The organism is Rhizobium sp. R339, from assembly GCF_002211395.1.
GTDB lineage: Bacteria > Pseudomonadota > Alphaproteobacteria > Rhizobiales > Rhizobiaceae > Rhizobium.
Map to the genome: position 1 here is coordinate 91,529 of NZ_LOKV01000006.1, position 18,207 is coordinate 109,735.

Annotated in this window: 16 protein-coding genes; 7 read left to right on the forward strand and 9 right to left on the reverse strand. The window is 60.9% G+C overall.

Going from position 1 to position 18,207, the window contains the following annotated elements:
- The first annotated feature begins 19 nt into the window (after window positions 1-19).
- On the forward strand, window positions 20-475 hold the full coding sequence (locus ATY76_RS10245; protein WP_088674654.1) for a PTS sugar transporter subunit IIA: 456 nt from the start codon (window positions 20-22) through the stop codon (window positions 473-475).
- 49 nt (window positions 476-524) lie between these two features.
- Here ATY76_RS10245 and ATY76_RS10250 read toward each other — a convergent pair whose 3' ends face one another.
- Window positions 525-1,541: a porin gene (locus ATY76_RS10250; RefSeq protein ID WP_088674655.1), complete on the reverse strand. Its 1,017-nt coding sequence runs from the start codon at window positions 1,539-1,541 to the stop codon at window positions 525-527.
- A gap of 359 nt (window positions 1,542-1,900) precedes the next feature.
- Here ATY76_RS10250 and ATY76_RS10255 point away from each other — a divergent pair, with 359 nt between their 5' ends.
- The 5 genes from ATY76_RS10255 (at window position 1,901) to ATY76_RS10275 (ending at window position 6,674) form a co-directional block, all read left to right on the forward strand.
- Window positions 1,901-2,926 (forward strand): sulfate ABC transporter substrate-binding protein, encoded by a 1,026-nt coding sequence (locus ATY76_RS10255; protein ID WP_088674656.1) that lies wholly within the window; start codon window positions 1,901-1,903, stop codon window positions 2,924-2,926.
- A gap of 8 nt (window positions 2,927-2,934) precedes the next feature.
- Window positions 2,935-3,792: a sulfate ABC transporter permease subunit CysT gene (gene cysT / locus ATY76_RS10260; RefSeq protein ID WP_088674657.1), complete on the forward strand. Its 858-nt coding sequence runs from the start codon at window positions 2,935-2,937 to the stop codon at window positions 3,790-3,792.
- On the forward strand, window positions 3,782-4,654 hold the full coding sequence (gene cysW, locus ATY76_RS10265; RefSeq protein ID WP_088674658.1) for a sulfate ABC transporter permease subunit CysW: 873 nt from the start codon (window positions 3,782-3,784) through the stop codon (window positions 4,652-4,654). The genes cysT and cysW overlap by 11 nt, the downstream gene beginning before the upstream one ends.
- A gap of 10 nt (window positions 4,655-4,664) precedes the next feature.
- Window positions 4,665-5,705: a sulfate/molybdate ABC transporter ATP-binding protein gene (locus ATY76_RS10270; RefSeq protein WP_088674659.1), complete on the forward strand. Its 1,041-nt coding sequence runs from the start codon at window positions 4,665-4,667 to the stop codon at window positions 5,703-5,705.
- A gap of 150 nt (window positions 5,706-5,855) precedes the next feature.
- Window positions 5,856-6,674 carry a cell wall hydrolase gene (locus ATY76_RS10275; RefSeq protein WP_088674660.1) on the forward strand — a complete coding sequence of 273 codons (819 nt, stop codon included), beginning with the start codon at window positions 5,856-5,858 and terminating at the stop codon, window positions 6,672-6,674.
- Between the two features lie 35 nt (window positions 6,675-6,709).
- Here ATY76_RS10275 and pepT read toward each other — a convergent pair whose 3' ends face one another.
- A complete protein-coding gene (gene pepT, locus ATY76_RS10280; RefSeq protein ID WP_088674661.1) occupies window positions 6,710-7,942 on the reverse strand; it encodes a peptidase T in 1,233 nt (410 codons plus the stop codon).
- A gap of 243 nt (window positions 7,943-8,185) precedes the next feature.
- On the opposite strand from pepT, the gene ligD (ATY76_RS10285) reads away from it, so the two are divergent.
- Entirely contained in the window at window positions 8,186-10,831 is a 2,646-nt protein-coding gene (gene ligD, locus ATY76_RS10285; RefSeq protein WP_088674662.1) for a DNA ligase D, read from the forward strand.
- A 62-nt stretch (window positions 10,832-10,893) separates the two neighbouring features.
- On the opposite strand, the gene ligD (ATY76_RS10290) is transcribed toward ligD (ATY76_RS10285), so the two are convergent.
- The 7 genes from ligD (ATY76_RS10290) to ATY76_RS10320 form a co-directional block, all read right to left on the reverse strand.
- Window positions 10,894-11,955, reverse strand: a complete 1,062-nt coding sequence (gene ligD, locus ATY76_RS10290) for a non-homologous end-joining DNA ligase (protein ID WP_088674663.1) — start codon at window positions 11,953-11,955, stop codon at window positions 10,894-10,896.
- 3 nt (window positions 11,956-11,958) lie between these two features.
- Window positions 11,959-12,777, reverse strand: coding sequence for a Ku protein (locus ATY76_RS10295; RefSeq protein ID WP_088674664.1), 819 nt, complete (start codon window positions 12,775-12,777; stop codon window positions 11,959-11,961).
- A 12-nt stretch (window positions 12,778-12,789) separates the two neighbouring features.
- Window positions 12,790-13,689 carry a Ku protein gene (locus tag ATY76_RS10300; RefSeq protein WP_088674665.1) on the reverse strand — a complete coding sequence of 300 codons (900 nt, stop codon included), beginning with the start codon at window positions 13,687-13,689 and terminating at the stop codon, window positions 12,790-12,792.
- Between the two features lie 225 nt (window positions 13,690-13,914).
- A complete protein-coding gene (gene ugpC / locus ATY76_RS10305) occupies window positions 13,915-14,973 on the reverse strand; it encodes a sn-glycerol-3-phosphate ABC transporter ATP-binding protein UgpC (protein WP_088674666.1) in 1,059 nt (352 codons plus the stop codon).
- Window positions 14,974-14,978: 5 nt separating this feature from the next.
- Window positions 14,979-15,809, reverse strand: coding sequence for a carbohydrate ABC transporter permease (locus ATY76_RS10310; protein ID WP_088674667.1), 831 nt, complete (start codon window positions 15,807-15,809; stop codon window positions 14,979-14,981).
- Window positions 15,810-15,813: 4 nt separating this feature from the next.
- Complete coding sequence (locus ATY76_RS10315) at window positions 15,814-16,749, reverse strand: sugar ABC transporter permease (RefSeq protein ID WP_088674668.1); 936 nt, start codon at window positions 16,747-16,749, stop codon at window positions 15,814-15,816.
- Window positions 16,750-16,925: 176 nt separating this feature from the next.
- A complete protein-coding gene (locus ATY76_RS10320) occupies window positions 16,926-18,185 on the reverse strand; it encodes a sugar ABC transporter substrate-binding protein (RefSeq protein ID WP_088674669.1) in 1,260 nt (419 codons plus the stop codon).
- Window positions 18,186-18,207: the final 22 nt, after the last annotated feature.

Below are 18,207 nucleotides of genomic sequence, written 5' to 3' on the forward strand. Positions count from 1 at the left end.
AACAAGCATTGAGAATGACATGAATCTTCCCAGCATCATCCGGCCGGAACACACCTTCATCGGCGTGTCGGCGCTGACGAAATGGCGCGCGCTGCAGACGATAGCGGACAAGGCCGCCAAGGCTTTTTCCGTCGACGGACCGACCATCCTGAAGGCGCTCGAAACGCGCGAGAAACTCGGCTCCACCGGGATCGGCAACGGCATCGCCATCCCGCATGCGGCGATCGACGGCATGACCAGCCCGCGCGGCCTCCTCATCCGCTTCACCCAGCCGCTGGATTTCGAGGCGATCGACGACATCCCGACCGACATCGCCTTCGTGCTGCTCTTCGGGGAAAACAATCGCGGCGAATATCTGAACGTGCTGTCCGCCATCGCGCGGCGGCTGCAAACGGACGGCGTGCTTGCCGCCATGCGCAAGGCAAGAACGGTCGACGAATTCTATTCCGATTTCATCGCCGATTCCCGGGTATGAAAAAGGCGCGTCCCGAAGGCCGCGCCCGTTCGTCTGCAATCAAACGATCTTAGAAATCGCGCTGAAAGCGCAGGAAGCCGAACACTTCGTCGTCGCCTTCGTCCTCATCGTGATATTGCACGCTGAGCTTCGAACGCAGGTCGTCGACGATGCGGTAATCGATCGTGACGCCGGTGGTGTATGCGCTGCCGCCGGTAAAGCCGTTACCGTCAGCCTCGAGCGCAATGTTCTCGAAGTACTGGAAGCCGGGGGTGACCGACCACTTTTCGTTGATCTTCAAGGCGTATTCCGCTGCGATCGTCCATTCGGACTCTTCGTAGTAGTAGTTGGCGCCGCTTGCCCATACGCCGGCGATACCGAGCGTGCCGGGACCGATGTCGGCATAGACGATGCCGCGGACAGCGACTTCGCTGGTGTCGGTGTCGTAGCCGGCAAGCAGGTAAGCGCTGATGGCGCCGGCCTTGTAGGAGACCTGGCCTGCGACGCCGAAGTTGTTCGGGCCTTCGCCCGGCTTGGTGGCGTAGTCGTCTTCCAGCTCGTCGATCGAGAGGCCGGCCGCGAAGGCACCATTCTCGTACTGATAACGGATCGAGTTGTGGGTCGTCTCGTTGCTGGCGAGCGTATCGGTCTCGCCGCTCATGTCGTCGTCCCACCAGCTGTAGAGCTTACCGACGCGGAAACCGGCGATGTCGATGTAGCCTTCGTCGAGCAGCGCTTCCTGGTCAGAGGCGTTGTCGACATTGTAACGCAGCGTGATGACGCCGGTCAGCGTGCCGTACTCGGTGTCGTTCTTGGCCTGGAAGGTGACCTGACCGCGAGTCCAGAAGTTTACGTCGGAATCGCCAGCGATATTATCGCCGAAGCGGACTTCGGTACGGATGTAACCGCCGATCGAAAGGCATGTTTCCGTTCCCGGAATATAAAAATAGCCGGTACCGTAGGCGTCGCAAACGCGAACATATTCCACGGGCTCGGGTTCCGCCGCCACGATGGCGTCGGCAGCGCGGGCTCCGGATGCCGCGGCAAGGGCGGCAACGGAAGCAAAAAGGATAGTTCTGATATTCATTTTAATGGCCCTTAACAGGTTTGGAATGTGAGGCGCATTTCAAGGATGCCCCCACGTAGCGGTCGGCGAATACGGCCGCACCGCCGCTATATAGGAATCCGCAAATGTCATCGCGGCGAAAACCGGGCAAAAATCCGCGCGGCGCTCGCCTCTTGTGGAGGAACTGTGGCAGAAAAAACACGGATCTGCGGCGGGACCGCGGCAGGGCGGAAATTGGCCGCGGCCAACTTCGGCACGTCCATTTCAATAAACGCCCTCAAATGGAATGACATTCTACGAGTAGCCGAGGAACCGGAAGAACCTTCGTTTCATTATACGACTGACTTGATAGAGTTAAGACAGGTAACAGGAGGGTTCCCATGCAGACACAAAGGCTCACCCGGCTCCTCGCGGCCGCGGTCATGGCAGGCAGCTTCGCAATCGGGAGCGTAGCTCCCGTCTTCGCGGACCAGTCGCTGCTCAATGTTTCCTATGATCCGACCCGCGAATTGTACAAGGATTTCAACGCCGCCTTTGCCGCCAAGTGGCAGAAGGACACGGGTGAAACCGTTACGATCCAGGCCTCGCACGGCGGCTCCGGCGCCCAGGCCCGCTCGGTCATCGACGGCCTCGACGCCGATGTCGTAACGCTGGCCCTCGAAGGCGACATCGACGCCATCGCCAAGGCGACCGGCAAGATCCCGGCCGACTGGAAGACGAAGCTCCCGAACAATTCGACGCCCTATACTTCGACGATCGTCTTCCTCGTCCGCAAGGGCAACCCGAAGGGCATCAAGGATTGGGGCGACCTGATCAAGGACGACGTGCAGGTCATCACGCCGAACCCGAAGACCTCGGGCGGCGCCCGCTGGAACTTCCTGGCTGCCTGGGCATGGGCCAAGCAGGCGAATGGCGGCGACGACGCCAAGGCGCAGGATTACGTCGGGAAACTGCTGCAGCACGTTCCGGTTCTCGACACAGGCGCGCGCGGCGCCACGACCACCTTCGTCCAGCGCGGCCTTGGCGACGTGCTGCTCGCCTGGGAAAACGAAGCCTATCTTTCGCTTGAGGAACTCGGCCCCGACCAGTTCGAGATCGTAACGCCGACCTTTTCCATCCGCGCCGACCCGCCGGTCGCCGTCGTCGACGGCAATGTCGACAAGAAGGGCACGCGCAAGGTCGCCGAAGCCTATCTCAACTATCTCTATTCGGACGAAGGCCAGAAGATCGCCGCCAAGCATTACTACCGGCCGATCAAGCCGGAAGCTGCCGATCCGGCCGACATCGCCCGTTTCCCGAAGCTGACGCTCGCCACCATCGACGACTTCGGCGGCTGGAAGGAAGCCCAGCCGAAATTCTTCGGCGATGGCGGCGTATTTGACCAGATCTACAAGCCGGCCCAATAATAGACTTCATGAAAGCACATAGCCCCACACGGTGGCGGTTCAGACGGCCGAGCGTCATTCCGGGTTTCGGAATGGCGCTCGGCCTTACCTTGACCTGGCTCACCCTTCTGATCCTCATCCCGCTCTCGGGCCTTGCCGTCCGGTCGAGCGCGCTCGGCTGGGAGAAATTCTGGTCGATCGCGCTCGATCCGCGCACGCTGAACGCACTGCGCATCAGCTTCGGCAGCGCCTTCATCGCCGCGATCGTCAATGCCATCTTCGGCATCATCCTCGCCTGGGTGCTGGTGCGCTACCGCTTCCCCGGCAAGCGCGTCATCGATGCCATGGTCGATCTGCCCTTCGCGCTGCCGACCGCGGTCGCCGGCATCGCACTGACGACCCTCTACGCGCCGAACGGCTGGATCGGCCAGTTCCTGACGCCGCTCGGCATCAAGATCGCCTTCACGCCGGCTGGTATCGTCGTGGCACTGATCTTCGTCGGCCTGCCCTTCGTGGTGCGCACGGTGCAGCCCGTCATGGAGGAGATCGACAAGGAAGTGGAAGAGGCCGCGGCCACGCTCGGCGCCAACCGCTTCCAGACGATTTTCCGGGTGCTGCTGCCGGGGCTGGCGCCTGCCGTGCTCACCGGCTTCGCGCTGGCCTTTGCCCGTGGCGTCGGCGAATATGGCTCTGTCATCTTCATCGCCGGCAACCTGCCGTTCAAATCGGAGATCGCGCCGCTGCTGATCGTCATCAAACTCGAAGAATATAATTACGCGGCAGCGACCGGCATCGCGGCGATCATGCTGATCATCTCGTTCGCCATGCTGCTTGTCATCAATCTCATCCAGAGCTGGAGCAGGCGGAGGTATGGCTATGGCGCTTGATGCGACCGTTCAACCCGTCAAGCTGCGTTCGGTGACGACCGAACACAGGATCGCGCGCTACAGCCTGATCACCCTCTCGCTCGTCTTCCTGCTGCTGATCCTGCTGCTGCCGCTGACCGCCGTCTTCGTCGAAGCCTTCCGCAAGGGAGCCGGCCCCTTCATCACGGCGCTTGGCGATGCCGAAACCTTCTCGGCGATCCGCCTGACGCTGATCGTCGCCGGCATCAGCGTGCCGCTGAACCTTGCCTTCGGAGTCGCCGCCGCCTGGGCGATCGCCAAGTTCGAGTTCAAGGGCAAGGCGTTTCTGACAACGCTGATCGACCTGCCTTTCTCGGTTTCGCCCGTCATATCGGGCCTGGTCTTCGTGCTGCTGTTCGGGGCGAACACCTATCTCGGCCAATGGCTGAGCGCCAACAACATCAAGATCCTGTTTGCCGTACCGGGCCTGGTGCTCGCGACCATGTTCGTCACCTTCCCCTTCGTCGCCCGCGAATTGATCCCGCTGATGCAGGAACAGGGAACGGCTGACGAAGAGGCTGCCCTTTCGCTCGGCGCCAGCGGCTGGCAGACCTTCTGGTACGTCACGCTGCCGAACATCAAATGGGGCCTGCTCTACGGCGTGCTGCTCTGCAACGCCCGCGCCATGGGCGAGTTCGGTGCCGTCTCCGTCGTCTCCGGCCACATCCGCGGCCAGACGAACACCATGCCGCTGCAGGTCGAGATTCTCTATAACGAGTATAATTTCACCGGCGCTTTCGCCGTCGCCACGCTTTTGGCCTTGCTGGCACTCGTAACTCTTGTTTTGAAGACGCTGCTGGAAATGCGCTACAGCGCTGAAATCTCCGCCAGCCGGCGGCACTGAAGGATCTGGAATGGAAGTACGCGTTCAAAACATCCGCAAGGAATTCGATCGTTTTCCGGCGCTGCACGATGTCTCGCTCGATATCCGCTCCGGCGAGCTGATCGCACTGCTCGGTCCTTCGGGCTCCGGCAAGACGACATTGCTGCGCCTGATCGCCGGCCTGGAAAGCCCGACCGAGGGACAGATCTTCTTCGGCGACGAGGATGCTTCGAAGAAGTCAGTGCAGCAGCGCAATATCGGCTTCGTGTTCCAGCATTATGCCCTCTTCCGCTACATGACGGTGCTCGACAATGTCTCATTCGGCCTGAGAGTGAGAAGCGGCGCACGACGTCCTGCGAAAGCCGATATCCGTCGGCGGGCGCTGGAACTGCTCGAACTGGTGCAGCTTTCCGGTCTTGAAAAACGCTACCCGGCCCAGCTTTCCGGCGGCCAGCGCCAGCGCGTGGCGCTCGCCCGCGCCATGGCCGTCGAGCCGAACGTGCTGCTGCTCGACGAACCCTTCGGCGCGCTCGATGCCCAGGTGCGCAAGGATCTGCGCAAATGGCTGCGCGAGATCCACGACCGCACCGGCCACACCACCGTCTTCGTCACCCACGATCAGGACGAGGCACTGGAGCTCGCCGACCGGGTCGTCGTCATGAGCCAGGGCGCGATCGAACAGGTCGGCACGCCGGACGAGGTATACGACTATCCCAACTCGCCCTTCGTCTTCGGCTTCATCGGCCAGTCGAATTGCCTGCAGGTCGATATTTCAGACGGCGACATCCGCTTCGAAGGCCGCTCGCTCGGCCTCAATGCCGAGGGTGAGCCCGATGGGCCGGCGCAGCTCTATTTCCGCCCGCACGACGTCAGGCTCTGCGAATCGGCGGAAAACTGCATCGCCGGGCACCCGGTTTCCAGCCGCCGCGTCGCCGGCACCCGCCATATCGAACTCGATATCGGCAACGGCCGCCCGAATATCGAAATCGAGCTGCCGCCGAGCGAGGCCGACAGGCTCGACCGCAACCGGGTGGCCTTCAAGCCCACCCGCTGGAAGCTGTTCCGTGGCTGATGGAAACGGATCCTCGCCGGAATCGTATTCGGCGAGAGTCCCTCAGGCTTTTTGTGATCCTAGGTTGTTTGTATTTTTGTCACATGCCGAGTAAAACGTTTTCGCGTTAATCATAAAGGGCTGGACTAATCCGATAGGAGGCACCTGGCGTTGAGGGCGGAGATTTCCTTTGCAAAATCCCTGGGCGGGATTTTGTTCGTAGGACTGGCAGCCGCGAGCTGCACGACAACGACGAAGCCGGCGGCAACGGCGGCGAAGACAGCACAGGTTCAACCGGCGAAAGTCACTTTCAACTATACGGCCAAGGATCGCGACTGCCTGAAGCGCGCGATGTATTTCGAATCGCAGCATTCGGATGAAGACGGCTATCTGGCCGTCGGCACCGTCGTCATGAACAGGCTCACTTCAGGGGCCTATCCTCAGTCGATCTGCGGCGTTGTCGCCCAGGAGAAGCAGTTTGCGCCGGGTGTGATGACGCGCGAAGTCAAGTCGCAGGCCGAGCCGCAGCTTGCCACCGCGGCCGACGCCATCCTCATGAAAGGTGCGCGCCATCCTGCGGTGAAGGATGCGATGTTCTTCCATACCGACGGGCTGAAATTCCCTTACAACAACATGCATTATGTCACGGTTGCCGGCGGCAACGCCTTCTACGAGAAGCGCGATCCCAATGGCACGCTCCAAACGCCGGCGCCGCTGCCAGCCTATGAGGTGGCAATGAATTATGTTCCCGGTGAGAGCATGCTGCCGCCGCAATTCGAGGCGCTGATACCTTCGGCCGTTCCGGTTCCGCTGCCGGCTCCCGACCCCATGTCTACGGCAAGCACGGCACAGATGCACATCACCGCGCCGGTGACCCAGCCGGAAACTTCGATCGAGCCCGAGCCGGGGATGCCGATCGCGATCCCCACTCCCCGCCCCGCCTATGACAGCGTAATGCTGCGCGGCGACATTCCGGCGATCGGCGGCTGACGCCGCCAGGCCGGAAAATCGAACAAGAAGCGCGTTTAAGCGCGCTCTTCCCAGACCTTGGCAAGCTCAACGATCGTCCGAACGGCCTTCTCCATGTCCTGACGGCTGACCCATTCCAGCGGCGAATGGAAGGCATGGCCGCCGGCGAAGATGTTCGGGCACGGCAGCCCCATGAAGGAGAGGCGCGAGCCATCCGTGCCGCCGCGGATGCTGCCGCGCACCGGCGTCATGCCGGCCCGCCGCACGGCTTCGATGGCGTTGTCGACGATCTCGGGATGACGGTCGAGCACCACCTTCATGTTGCGATACTGCTCTTTCACCTCGAAGCGATAGGTCGAGCCGGGATAGGCCGATAGCACGTCCTTCACGATGGCTTCGAGCATAGCCTCCTTTTCCACGAGCCCCTCCTCCGTGAAATCGCGGATGATGAGGCTCAAGGACGCTTTCTCCATCGAGCCGTTCAAGTCGACCGGATGGATGAAGCCCTGCTTGCCCTCTGTGGTCTCGGGCGCAATATCCCTCGGCAAGCGATCGATGATGGCGCCTGCGATCTTGATGGCGTTTTCCATGCGGTTCTTGGCAAAGCCCGGATGGATCGCCACGCCTGAAATGTCGATCTCCACACCATCGGCCGAAAAGGTCTCGTCCTCGATATGGCCTGATGTCTCGCCGTCCATCGTATAGGCGAAGTCGGCGCCGAGTTTCTGGAGATCGACCTTGTTGACGCCGCGCCCGACTTCCTCGTCTGGCGTGAACAGGATCTTGATCGTCCCGTGCCGGATCTCGGGATTGTCGACCAGGATCTGCGCCGCCGTCATGATTTCCGCCAGTCCCGCCTTGTCGTCGGCGCCGAGCAATGTCGTTCCGTCGGTCGTCACGATGTCGTTGCCGATCTGGTTCTTTAGCTCTGGGTGTTCAAAAACGCGGATCACCCGGCTCGGGTCGCCGGTGAGTTGGATATCCCCGCCCGCATAATTCCTGACGATCTGCGGTTTGACATCCGTGCCGCTGAAATCGGGCGCCGTATCCATATGCGAGCAGAAGCAGATGACCGGAACCGGCTTGTCGCTGTTGGCGGGAATCGTCGCATAGACATAGCCGTGCTCGTCGAGATGCGCATCCGCAACGCCGATCTTCAATAATTCGTCAACCAGAACCCGTCCGAGATTCTTCTGTTTCTCGGTGGTCGGCTGCGTCGACGAGGAAGGGTCGGATTGCGTGTCGATTACGACATAACGGAGAAAACGGTCGAGAACGGTATCGGTCATGGCATCCAGTCCAGCAAGGTTATCTGACGATATAGCCCTTGCGGGCGATGTGGCAAAAGCTTTTTCCGCTCGGCGAATGCCTGGCGCTGCAATCGTTGATGCGCGATCATAAAGTGACGAGACAGTCGGTTCGTGCCAGCCTGGCGGCAGACGCCCCCTCCTTTTCAGGGATTCGGCCATCGCTCGGCGTTGGAACAACGATGACCGCTATTTCGTTTGAGGACCGAATGCCCGGGGACAGCCATGGCCAGCGACAAGCTATCGAACTACCGATCAAAACGCGATTTTCAAAAGACCGCTGAGCCGAGCGGGGAGCGGCGCATCGAAAAGAGCAACCGCCGCCGCTTTGTCATTCAGAAGCACGATGCGACACGGCTGCACTACGACCTGCGGCTTGAGCTCGACGGCGTGTTCAAGAGCTGGGCCGTCACCAAAGGTCCATCGCTCGATCCGCACGACAAACGCCTGGCTGTCGAGGTCGAAGACCATCCGCTCGATTACGGCGACTTCGAAGGCACGATTCCGAAAGGCCAGTATGGCGGCGGCACGGTCATGCTGTGGGATCGTGGCTATTGGGAGCCGGAGGGAAAAAAGAGCCCTGAGCAAGCGCTTTCCAAGGGCGACTTCAAGTTCACGCTTGAAGGCGAGCGCCTGCACGGGAGCTTCGTGCTCGTGCGCATGCGCAATGATCGCGAACGCAGCAAGCGTACCAATTGGCTGCTGATCAAGCATCATGATGATTTCTCCGTGGAGGAGAACGGTGCTTTCATCTTGGAAGAAAACATCACCTCGGTGGCCTCAGGGCGCAGCATGGAAATGATCGCAGCCGGCAAGGGTCGCAAGCCGAAACCCTTCATGGTGGAAGGCGGCAAGGTCCAGGCGGACGCCGTCTGGGACAGCAATCATGGATTGGCCGCCGAGGAGCGGCAGGAGGCGGGCGGCGGAAAGCGCGCCCGCACTGCTACGGCGGTGGATCTTCCGGATTTCATCCCACCGCAGCTTTGCGAGAAGCTGGAGCGGCCGCCCGGCGGAGACGGCTGGATCCACGAGATCAAGTTCGATGGATACCGCATACAGATGCGCGTGCGCGATGGCGACGCGACGTTGAAAACCAGGAAAGGTCTCGACTGGACGGCCAAGTACACCGAAATCGCCGGGGCGGCGTCAACGCTTCCTGATTGTATCGTCGATGGCGAAATCTGCGCGCTCGACGAACACGGTGCGCCGAATTTCGCCGCGCTACAGGCTGCGCTATCGGAGGGCAAGACCGGCAACCTCGTCTTTTTCGCCTTCGACTTGCTCTATCACGGCGGCGAGGATCTCCGCTCGAAGCCTCTCATCGAGCGAAAGCGGCGATTGCAGGAGCTCCTCGCCGGCGCCGGCAACGATCCTCGCATCCGCTACGTCGAACATTTCGAAACCGGCGGTGACGCCGTCCTCAGGTCGGCATGCAAGCTCTCGCTGGAAGGCATCGTCTCAAAACAGGCAGATGCGCCCTATCAATCCGGACGAACGGCAAGTTGGGCGAAGTCGAAATGCCGAGCGGGGCATGAGGTGGTCATCGGCGCCTACGCCAAGACCAACGGCAAGTTCCGCTCCCTTCTCGTTGGTGTTTTTCGCAGCGACCATTTTGTCTATGTCGGCCGTGTGGGCACCGGCTACGGCGCCAGCAAGGTGGAAACGCTGCTTCCGAAACTGAGGGCGCTGGAGACGGCGAAATCGCCGTTCACCGGAATCGGCGCTCCGAAGAAGCAGGCGGAGGTCGCCTGGGTAAAGCCCGAGCTTGTCGCCGAGATCGAATTCGAGGGCTGGACCGCGGACGGTCTCGTCCGGCAGGCGGCCTTCAAAGGATTGCGCGAAGATAAGCCGGCCAGGGAAGTCGAAGCGGAGCGACCGCTGAGACCCTCTAGAGCTGAAGTTGCGGAGCCGGCTGGGAGGTCCACACAGAAACCGACGCGCCGCAAGGGTCAGAAGGCCGATGTCATGGGCGTGCTCATTTCAAATCCGGACAAACCGTTGTGGCCGGATCATAACGACGGGGAGCCGGTAACAAAGGAAGAATTAGCCCGCTATTACGAGGCGGTCGGGGACTGGATGATCGACCACATCAAGGGCAGGCCCTGCTCGATCATCCGTGCCCCGGATGGGATTGGTGGCGAGCAGTTCTTCCAGCGTCATGCGATGGCCGGACAATCCAACCTGCTGGAATTGGTCAAGGTATTCGGCGACAAGAAGCCATATCTGCAGATCGATCGCATCGAAGGGCTTGCCGCCGTCGCCCAGATCGGAGCGGTCGAGCTCCACCCGTGGAATTGTGAACCCGGGCAACCGGAAGTGCCTGGCCGCCTTGTATTCGATCTCGATCCCGGCCCCAATGTTCCTTTTTCCACCGTTGTTGCTGCTGCCCGCGAAATGCGCGACCGGCTGGAAGACCTCGGATTGATCAGTTTCTGCAAGACGACCGGCGGCAAGGGCCTGCATGTCGTGACCCCACTGGCAGTCAATAAGCGAAAGCCATTATCCTGGCCCGATGCAAAGGCCTTCGCGCATGACGTCTGCCAGCAGATGGCCCGCAACAATCCCGATCTCTATCTTATCAAAATGACGAAGAGCCTGAGGGGCGGTCGCATTTTCCTTGATTATCTGCGCAACGATCGCATGGCGACGGCCGTGGCGCCACTTTCTCCTCGAGCCCGCCCAGGAGCGATGGTGTCAATGCCTCTGACGTGGACGCAGGTGAAATCAGACCTTGACCCCAAGAGGTTCACGGTCCGGACCGTGCCTACTTTGCTATCGAAGTCAGCCGCATGGAAGGATTATTGTGAGGGGCAGCGTTCCCTGGAGCAGGCTATCAAGAAGCTCGGCCGGACCGGCAAGCATGCCGCCTGACACGGCCATGACGGGCACAGGGCGCCGCTGGACTCTGCGAGGTCTTGATCGCCCGCAGGACTTCATGTGATCGCAGCGGCATCAGCCATATCGAAGACGGCAGCATTATCCTGAATGTCACGAAGGCCCTTATATGAGGCGTGGCGGAGGCTACCTTCGCGCGTCCAGCCGCGAAACTCGATTTCGGCGATCAGGGTCGGTTGGGAAAAAACAAGCCGCTTTCCTTTCAGAGGCACGGCAGGCTTTTTCGTTTGGAGGCGGTTCAGCGTCTTGCGCAAATATTCTGCCTCCTCCCGATTGAACCCCGTGCCGACGGAGCCGACATAGATCCAGTCTTGGCCCTTCCGACCCGCAAGCAAAAGACTGCCGAGCCCGCCGCGGGTGCTGGCCGATTCCTCGTAACCGACGATCATGAAGCTGTCGCTTTGAACGCATTTGATCTTCTGCCAGTCCCCCAGACGACCGCTTCGGTAAGGGCTGTCCCTGCGCTTTGCAATGATCCCTTCCAGGCCCAGATGGCATGCATGCTCGAGCAGTTCCTCGCTGCCGAGATCGAGCTCTTGCGAGAACCGAATGGCAGCGTCGTCGGTCTCAGGCATCAGATCTTCCAGAAGATGGCGGCGGACCGAGAGCTCGGTGCGCGTCAGGTCGTGACCATCGAGGTACAATAGATCGAAGGCGCAGAAGATGGATTCGGTCGAAATGCGCTTGCCGCCCCTGCCGCCGAGCGAGCGCTGCAACGCTCCAAAGTCGGAGCGGCCCTCTTCATCAAGGACGACAGCTTCTCCATCGAGAATGCAGGTCGACACACCAAGTTCTCTTGCACCTGCGGCGATAGCCGGAAAGCGATGGGTCCAGTCATGGCCGCCGCGGGTGAGAATACGAATGCTATTTGGTTCGATGTGGATCGCCAATCGATAACCGTCCCACTTCACCTCATAAAGCCAATCCGGCCCCTGCGGCACCGTTTGCTTCAGCAGCGCCAGGCAGGGCTCCACTCTGGACGGCATTGCCTCGAAAGGCAGGTTTGGCTGGTCGGGGTCACGCCGGCGCACGGGTCGCGATTGTATCGAAGAATTGGAGTCGCGCAGGAGGGGGGCGGAGGGGCGCCGTGGTCTGGTCATCGCTCAATGCCTGCCGGATCGGTTCTCCGCATCGACGGATTTGCGGAGCGCCTCCATGATGTTGATGACATTGCTGGGACCCGGCTCTGCCTTCTCCCTGCCCTTCGCTTTTGCCCTGACAGGCTTCTTCATCAGCTTCTTCTTGGCCTCGATAAGCTCGAGCAGCCTGTCCTGCACCGGGTCGGAGATCATCTTCGGGTTCCAGTGCTGCGTCTGCTTCTTGATGAGCTGCTGGACGAGCGGCATCATCTGGCTGTCCACCGGTTGATCGTCCACACGTTCGAAATAGCTCTCCGCGCCGCGCACTTCGTCACCGTAACGCAGGGTCCAAAGGACGATGCCCTTGCCACGTGGCTCCAGCATCACCGCGCGCTCGCGGCGCGCAATCACCAGTCGCGAGATGCCGACCATGTCCTCGGCCGCCATCGCATCGCGGATCACCGAGAACGCCTCCTGGCCGACCGGATCGTCAGGTGAAAGATAGTAGGGAGTGTCGAGCCAGATCCAATCGACACCGTTGCGCGGCGTAAAGACCTCGATATCGATCGTCTTGGTGCTTTCGAGCGCGACGTTCTCCAGCTCATCGTCTTCGAGCATGACATATTCGTTCTCACCGCGCTGATAGGCTTTCACTTCGTCTTCATCCTTGACGTCCTTGCCGGTGACGGCGTCGACATAATGGCTGATGACGCGGTTTTGAGTTGCGCGATTGAGCGTGTGAAAGCGCACCTTCTCGTTTTCGGAGGTGGCCGGCATCATCTGCACCGGGCAGGTGACGAGCGATAGCTTCAGGTAGCCTTTCCAGTATGGGCGGATCGCCATGGCAACCTCCGATCATCCGGCGCGGCGCTGGTGAGCGCGGCCTGGGCTGCGTGATTTCGGCGACGATGCGCGTGCGGCCTTCTGCCTGCTCTTGCCGGCATTGGCGTTTGCAGCGGTGCGCTTCGTCTTTGCTGGCGTCGTCATGCCGGCGCTTTCGCGCAGTGCCTGCAACAGATCGTTTGGTTTCGCAGCCGGCGCCGCCTTTTTCTTCGGAAGCGTGCGACCTTCGATCTTGGCTTTCACCAATTCGGCGACGGCCGCTTCGTAACGGTCGTCGAATTGTTTCGGATCGAACTCGCCCTTCTTGGTATTGATGATGTGCTTGGCAAGCTCCAGCATCTCGCCTCCGATCTTGAGATCCGGCATCTCGTCGAATGCCTTGTCGGAGGAGCGGACTTCATAGTCGAAATTCAAAGTGGCGCCGACCAGCCCTTTGCCATGGGGGCGGATGAGGAGCGTTCGCAGGCGCCGGAACAGCACCGTCCTGGCGATGGCCGCGACTTTGGCCTTCTTCATGCCGTCCCTCAGGAGTTTGAAAGCGTCACTGCCCATCGTGTCGGGAGCCAAATAATAGGGCTTGTCGAAATAGACGTCATCGACCTCGTCACAAGGGATAAACGCCTCCACCTTCAGCGTCTTGTCGCTCTCGGGAATGGCGGCCGCGATCTCCTCGGGCTCGAGGACAACGTAACGACCGTCCTCGATCTCAAAACCCTTGACCTGGTCCTCACGCTCGACCGGGTCACCGGTCTGGCCGTCGACGAATTCTCGGCGCACCCGGTTGCCGGTCTTTCTGTTCAGTGTGTGAAATGCGATCCGCTCGGATGTGGAGGCGGCGGTATAGAGCGCCACCGGGAAAGCCACCTCCCCGAACTTGATAAAGCCTTTCCAATTCGCTCTCGGGGCAACCATTTCGCACGCGCTCCTGCCGCAACCAGTGCGAGTCAACCGAATCACTTTACGATTGGTTCCGAGTCAAAACGAATCAAATTTCAAGGGCTTAACCAGAATGATTCACGCGTTTTTTGAGTCTTGTTCATCCCCTTGAATCCGATAGACCTTTTCCTCGCCGGCGTGCTTTTTACGGTGAGGACAACCAAGAGATATCGCCGCCTTAGGGGGCGGTCCTCGACTTTTTCACTCGACGCGTTGTCCTTCGCCATCGAACACATGCAGATATTGCGGAGGGAAGGCGACGTTGACCTTCGGCCCCGCCCTCAAGGTATCGCGATCGAGCGTGAAGATTTTGAACGGCAGGCCGTGAAGGGCGAGGTGCACGATGATGCCGAAGCCGGTGGGTTCGACGAGCTCCACTTCGGTGGCAAGCCCGGTCCCGTCATTGGTCATCTGCACATGCTCCGGCCGGATGCCGAGGGTGACCTCTGCGCCGTCGGCAAGTGGCAGCGGTTTTGCGAGCGGCACGATCGTGCCGTCCTTCAGCCTCACGCCGCCTGCGTCATAGGTCGCGTCGAGGAAGTTCATCCCCGGCGACCCGATGAAGCCGGCGACGAACAGGTTGGCGGGGCGGTCGTAGAGTTCCAGCGGACTACCGACCTGCTGGACGACGCCGCCATGCATGGCGACGATGCGGTCCGCCAGCGTCATCGCCTCGATCTGGTCATGGGTGACGTAGATCGAGGTCGCCTTGAGGTCGCCATGCAGCTTCTTGATTTCAGCACGCATCTGTTCACGCAGGCGCGCGTCGAGGTTGGAGAGCGGCTCGTCGAACAGGAAAGCCTTCGGCTGGCGCACGATGGCGCGGCCCATGGCCACGCGCTGGCGCTGGCCGCCGGAAAGCGCCTTCGGCCTGCGCTCGAGCAGCGGATCGAGGCCGAGCTTGGCAGCGGCGGCGGACACCGCGCTTGCGATCTTTTCCTTGGCCGTCTTCCGCAGCCTTAGGCTGTAGCTCATATTGCCGGCAACGTTCATATGCGGATAGAGCGCGTAGGACTGGAACACCATGGCGATGTCGCGGTCCTTGGGATGCAGCTCGTTCACCCTGGCGCCGGCAATCCGGATCTCGCCGCCGGTGACGTCCTCCAGTCCGGCGATCATGCGCAGGAGCGTGGACTTGCCGCAGCCGGAAGGGCCGACCAGCACGACGAATTCGCCGTCCCGGATCTTCAGGTCCACGCCGTGCAGCACCTGCACATGGCCATAGGCTTTGCGGATATTCTGGATATCGATCGATGCCATTCTGTTTAACCCTTGACCGCGCCGGCCGTCAGGCCCTGGACGAGATAACGTTGGATGAGCAGGAAGAAGAGGCCGGCCGGAATGAGCGCCATGACGCCCGCTGCCATCATCTGCCCGAAATCCACCGAGAATTTCGAAACGAAGGTGAGAAGCCCGACCGGGAAGGTCGCCGCGTCATTGCCGTTGATCAGCATCAGCGCAAAGAGCAACTCGCTCCAGGCGGCGGTAAAGACGAAGCCGAGGGTGGCGGCGATCCCGGGCAGCGTCAGCGGCAGGATGATCTGCCGAAACGCCGTGAATTGCGTCGCCCCGTCGATCATCGCCGCCTCTTCCAAATCCTTCGGAATGCCGTCGAAGAAGGACTGCATCAGGAAGGTGGCGAAGGGCACGTTGAAGGCGGTGTAGACGATGACGAGCCCGGTCAGGCTGTTCGTCAGATGCAAGGGCGACAGGATCTTGAAGATCGGCGCGACCAGCATGACGAGCGGGAACATCTGGGTCAGCAGCATCAAGGCGACGATCCAGTATTTCGCCCGGAAATTGAAGCGCGACAGCGCATAGCCGGAGAGCGAGGCGCAGATCGTTACCGTCACTGCCGTCGAGGCCGACACGATCAGGCTGTTCTTGAAGAAGGTCGGGAAGGCGCTGTGCTGCAGCACGAAGGCATAATGATCCCAACTCGTGCGCGACGGCCACATGCGCACACCCTCGGTATAGAGCAGGTCGTTCGGCGTCACCGACACCTTGAGCAGCCAGAACAGCGGGAAGAGCGCGAAGGCGATATAGCAGAGGATCGCCAGACGGTGCGCGATCGTGGGAAGGACGGATCGTCTCATGGTCTCAATCCTTGTTCAGCAGCGTCTGCCGCAGCAGGATGATCAGCATCGAATAGGCGAGCAGCAGCACCAGCAGCACCAGCGCGATTGCCGAGGCATAACCGAAATCGAGCCGCTTGAAGGCCGTCGTGAAGATGTAGCTGGCGACGATCTGCGTGCGGTCCGCCGGCCCGCCATTGGTCATAACGACGATGAGATCGGCGAAATTGGAAATCCAAACGGTACGCAACAGCACAGTGATCGCAATGGTCGGCGCCAGAAACGGCAGGGTGATTGAGCGGAAGCGCTGGAACCAGCCGGCCCCGTCGATCGACGCTGCCTCGTAAAGATCGCGCGGGATCGCCTGCAGGGCCGCCAGCAGCGTGATCGCAAAGAAGGGAATGCCCCACCAGACATTGGCGACGATCGGCCCCCACATGGCATAGTTGGGATCGGAGAGGATATTGCCCGGCTCGTGCATCAGCCCTAGCGCGAAGAGCCAGTGCGGGATCGGCCCGATGACGGGGTTGAACAGCCAGGCCCAGTTGAGGCCGGCGAGAAAGGAGGGCACCGCCCAGGGCAGGAAGACCAGCGCCTGCGCGATCGCCCGGCCGCGGAAGGGCTTGTCGAGCAGCAGCGCTAGAATGAGCCCGAAGATGAACTGCAGGACGACGGAGGCGCCGGTCCACCAAAGCGTGTTCCTCAAGGCGCCATAGAAGGCCACGTCGCTCGAAAGCGCACGGAAATGATCGAGCCCGATGAAGCCGCCGGAAAACGGATTGAGCAGTTGGATATCGCGGAAGGCGTAGGAAACGCCCAATGTCAGCGGCACCAGCATCACCGCGACGATCAGGATCAGCGACGGCGCGCTGTAGAGATAAGGCTCCGAAGCATCGGCAAGGCGACGCAGCCACGGCCTGCGGTCGCGACGCATGTCGATCGTGTCGGCGGAAATGGTCATCGGATTGCAGTTTCCATTATATATACCGCTGGGAGGTAGCCCCCTCATCCGCCTGCCGGCACCTTCTCCCCGCTGGGGAGAAGAGGGAATGAGGCGCCGCCGCGAATCTCTTCTCCCCTCGGGGAGAAGGTGGCGGCAGCCGGATGAGGGGCTGCCGCCACAAAGCCCTGGGCCACTTACTTCTTGCTCAAGAACTTCTGCTGCGCCTTGGTCAGATAGTCCGCCCACTGGTCGGCCAGGTCCTTTGCCGGGATGTCGCCGAGTAAGGCCTGCTGCGAGGTCTTGATCGCCAGCGAATCCTTGAAGAAGGCGAACTCCTCGAGGTAGGTTGGCATCACTGTCGGCACCGTGTTCGGGTCCGCCAGTTCCTCGAACCAGCCCTTGAACTGATCACCGGCATAGAACGGATCCTTCTCGGCCGACGTATAGGCCGGCAGGGCGCCGATGCGCTTGTTCCATTCGAGATTGCCTTCCGGCCCTTCGAGGGTGGCGATCAGCTTCCAGGCAAGGTCCTTGTTTCCGCTCGTCGTGAACATCGACCAGCCGCCGTAACCGATGGTCGGGAAGGACTTGCCGTCAGGGCCTTTCGGCAGCGGCGCGACGCCGAAGTCTTCCTTCTTCATGCGCTCGGCGATGGCGATCAGCGCATCCGGATCCTGGTCGAGGAAGGCGCAGGTGCCGGAATAGAAGCCGGCGACGACTTCGTTGAAGCCCCAGTTGACGCTGTCCTTCGGCGCATAACCCTTCTTGTAAAGATCGACCATCCACTCGATGCCCTTGGCCCAGCCGGGGCTGTTCATCGTCGAGGTGCCGTCTTCGTTGAAGTATTTGTTCGAGCCGGCCATGGACGCGGCGAAGATCATCCAGCCGTTGAGGCCGCCCGGTCCGCCGCGCATGCAGTAGCCGTATTTGCCCGGCAGCTTGGAAACCTTTTCCGAAGCGGCGGTGAACTCTTCCATCGTCTTCGGTGGCTCGGCGACGCCGGCCTCCGAAAGCAGCTTCTTGTTGTAGAACATCGCCCTCAAATAGAAGCCGTAAGGCAGCATATAGGCGGTGTCCTTGACGTCGCGGCCGAGTTCGAGCGCGCGCGGCGTCAGCTCCTTGGTGTGCTCCCACTTTTCGAGGTAGGGCTCCAGGCTTTCGAGCATGCCGTTATTGGCATAGAGCGACAGCCAGGTATCGGGCATTTCCATCACGTCGGGCACGTCGCCGGCCGATACCATGGTCGCGAACTTCTGGAAGGCCTCGTTCCAGGGCAGCGAGATGATGTCGACCTTGGTGCCGGGATTGGCGGCCTCGAACTTGCCGACGATCGATTTCAGCGTTTCGGTGCGCTCCGGGCTTGTGATGACTTCGACAAGCTTGAGCGTGGTGTCGGCAAAGGCCGTACCCGCCATCATCGAAGCGAAGAGCGTCGAGATTATTAGTTTTTTCATGCTCAGTTCCCCCTTTTAGGTT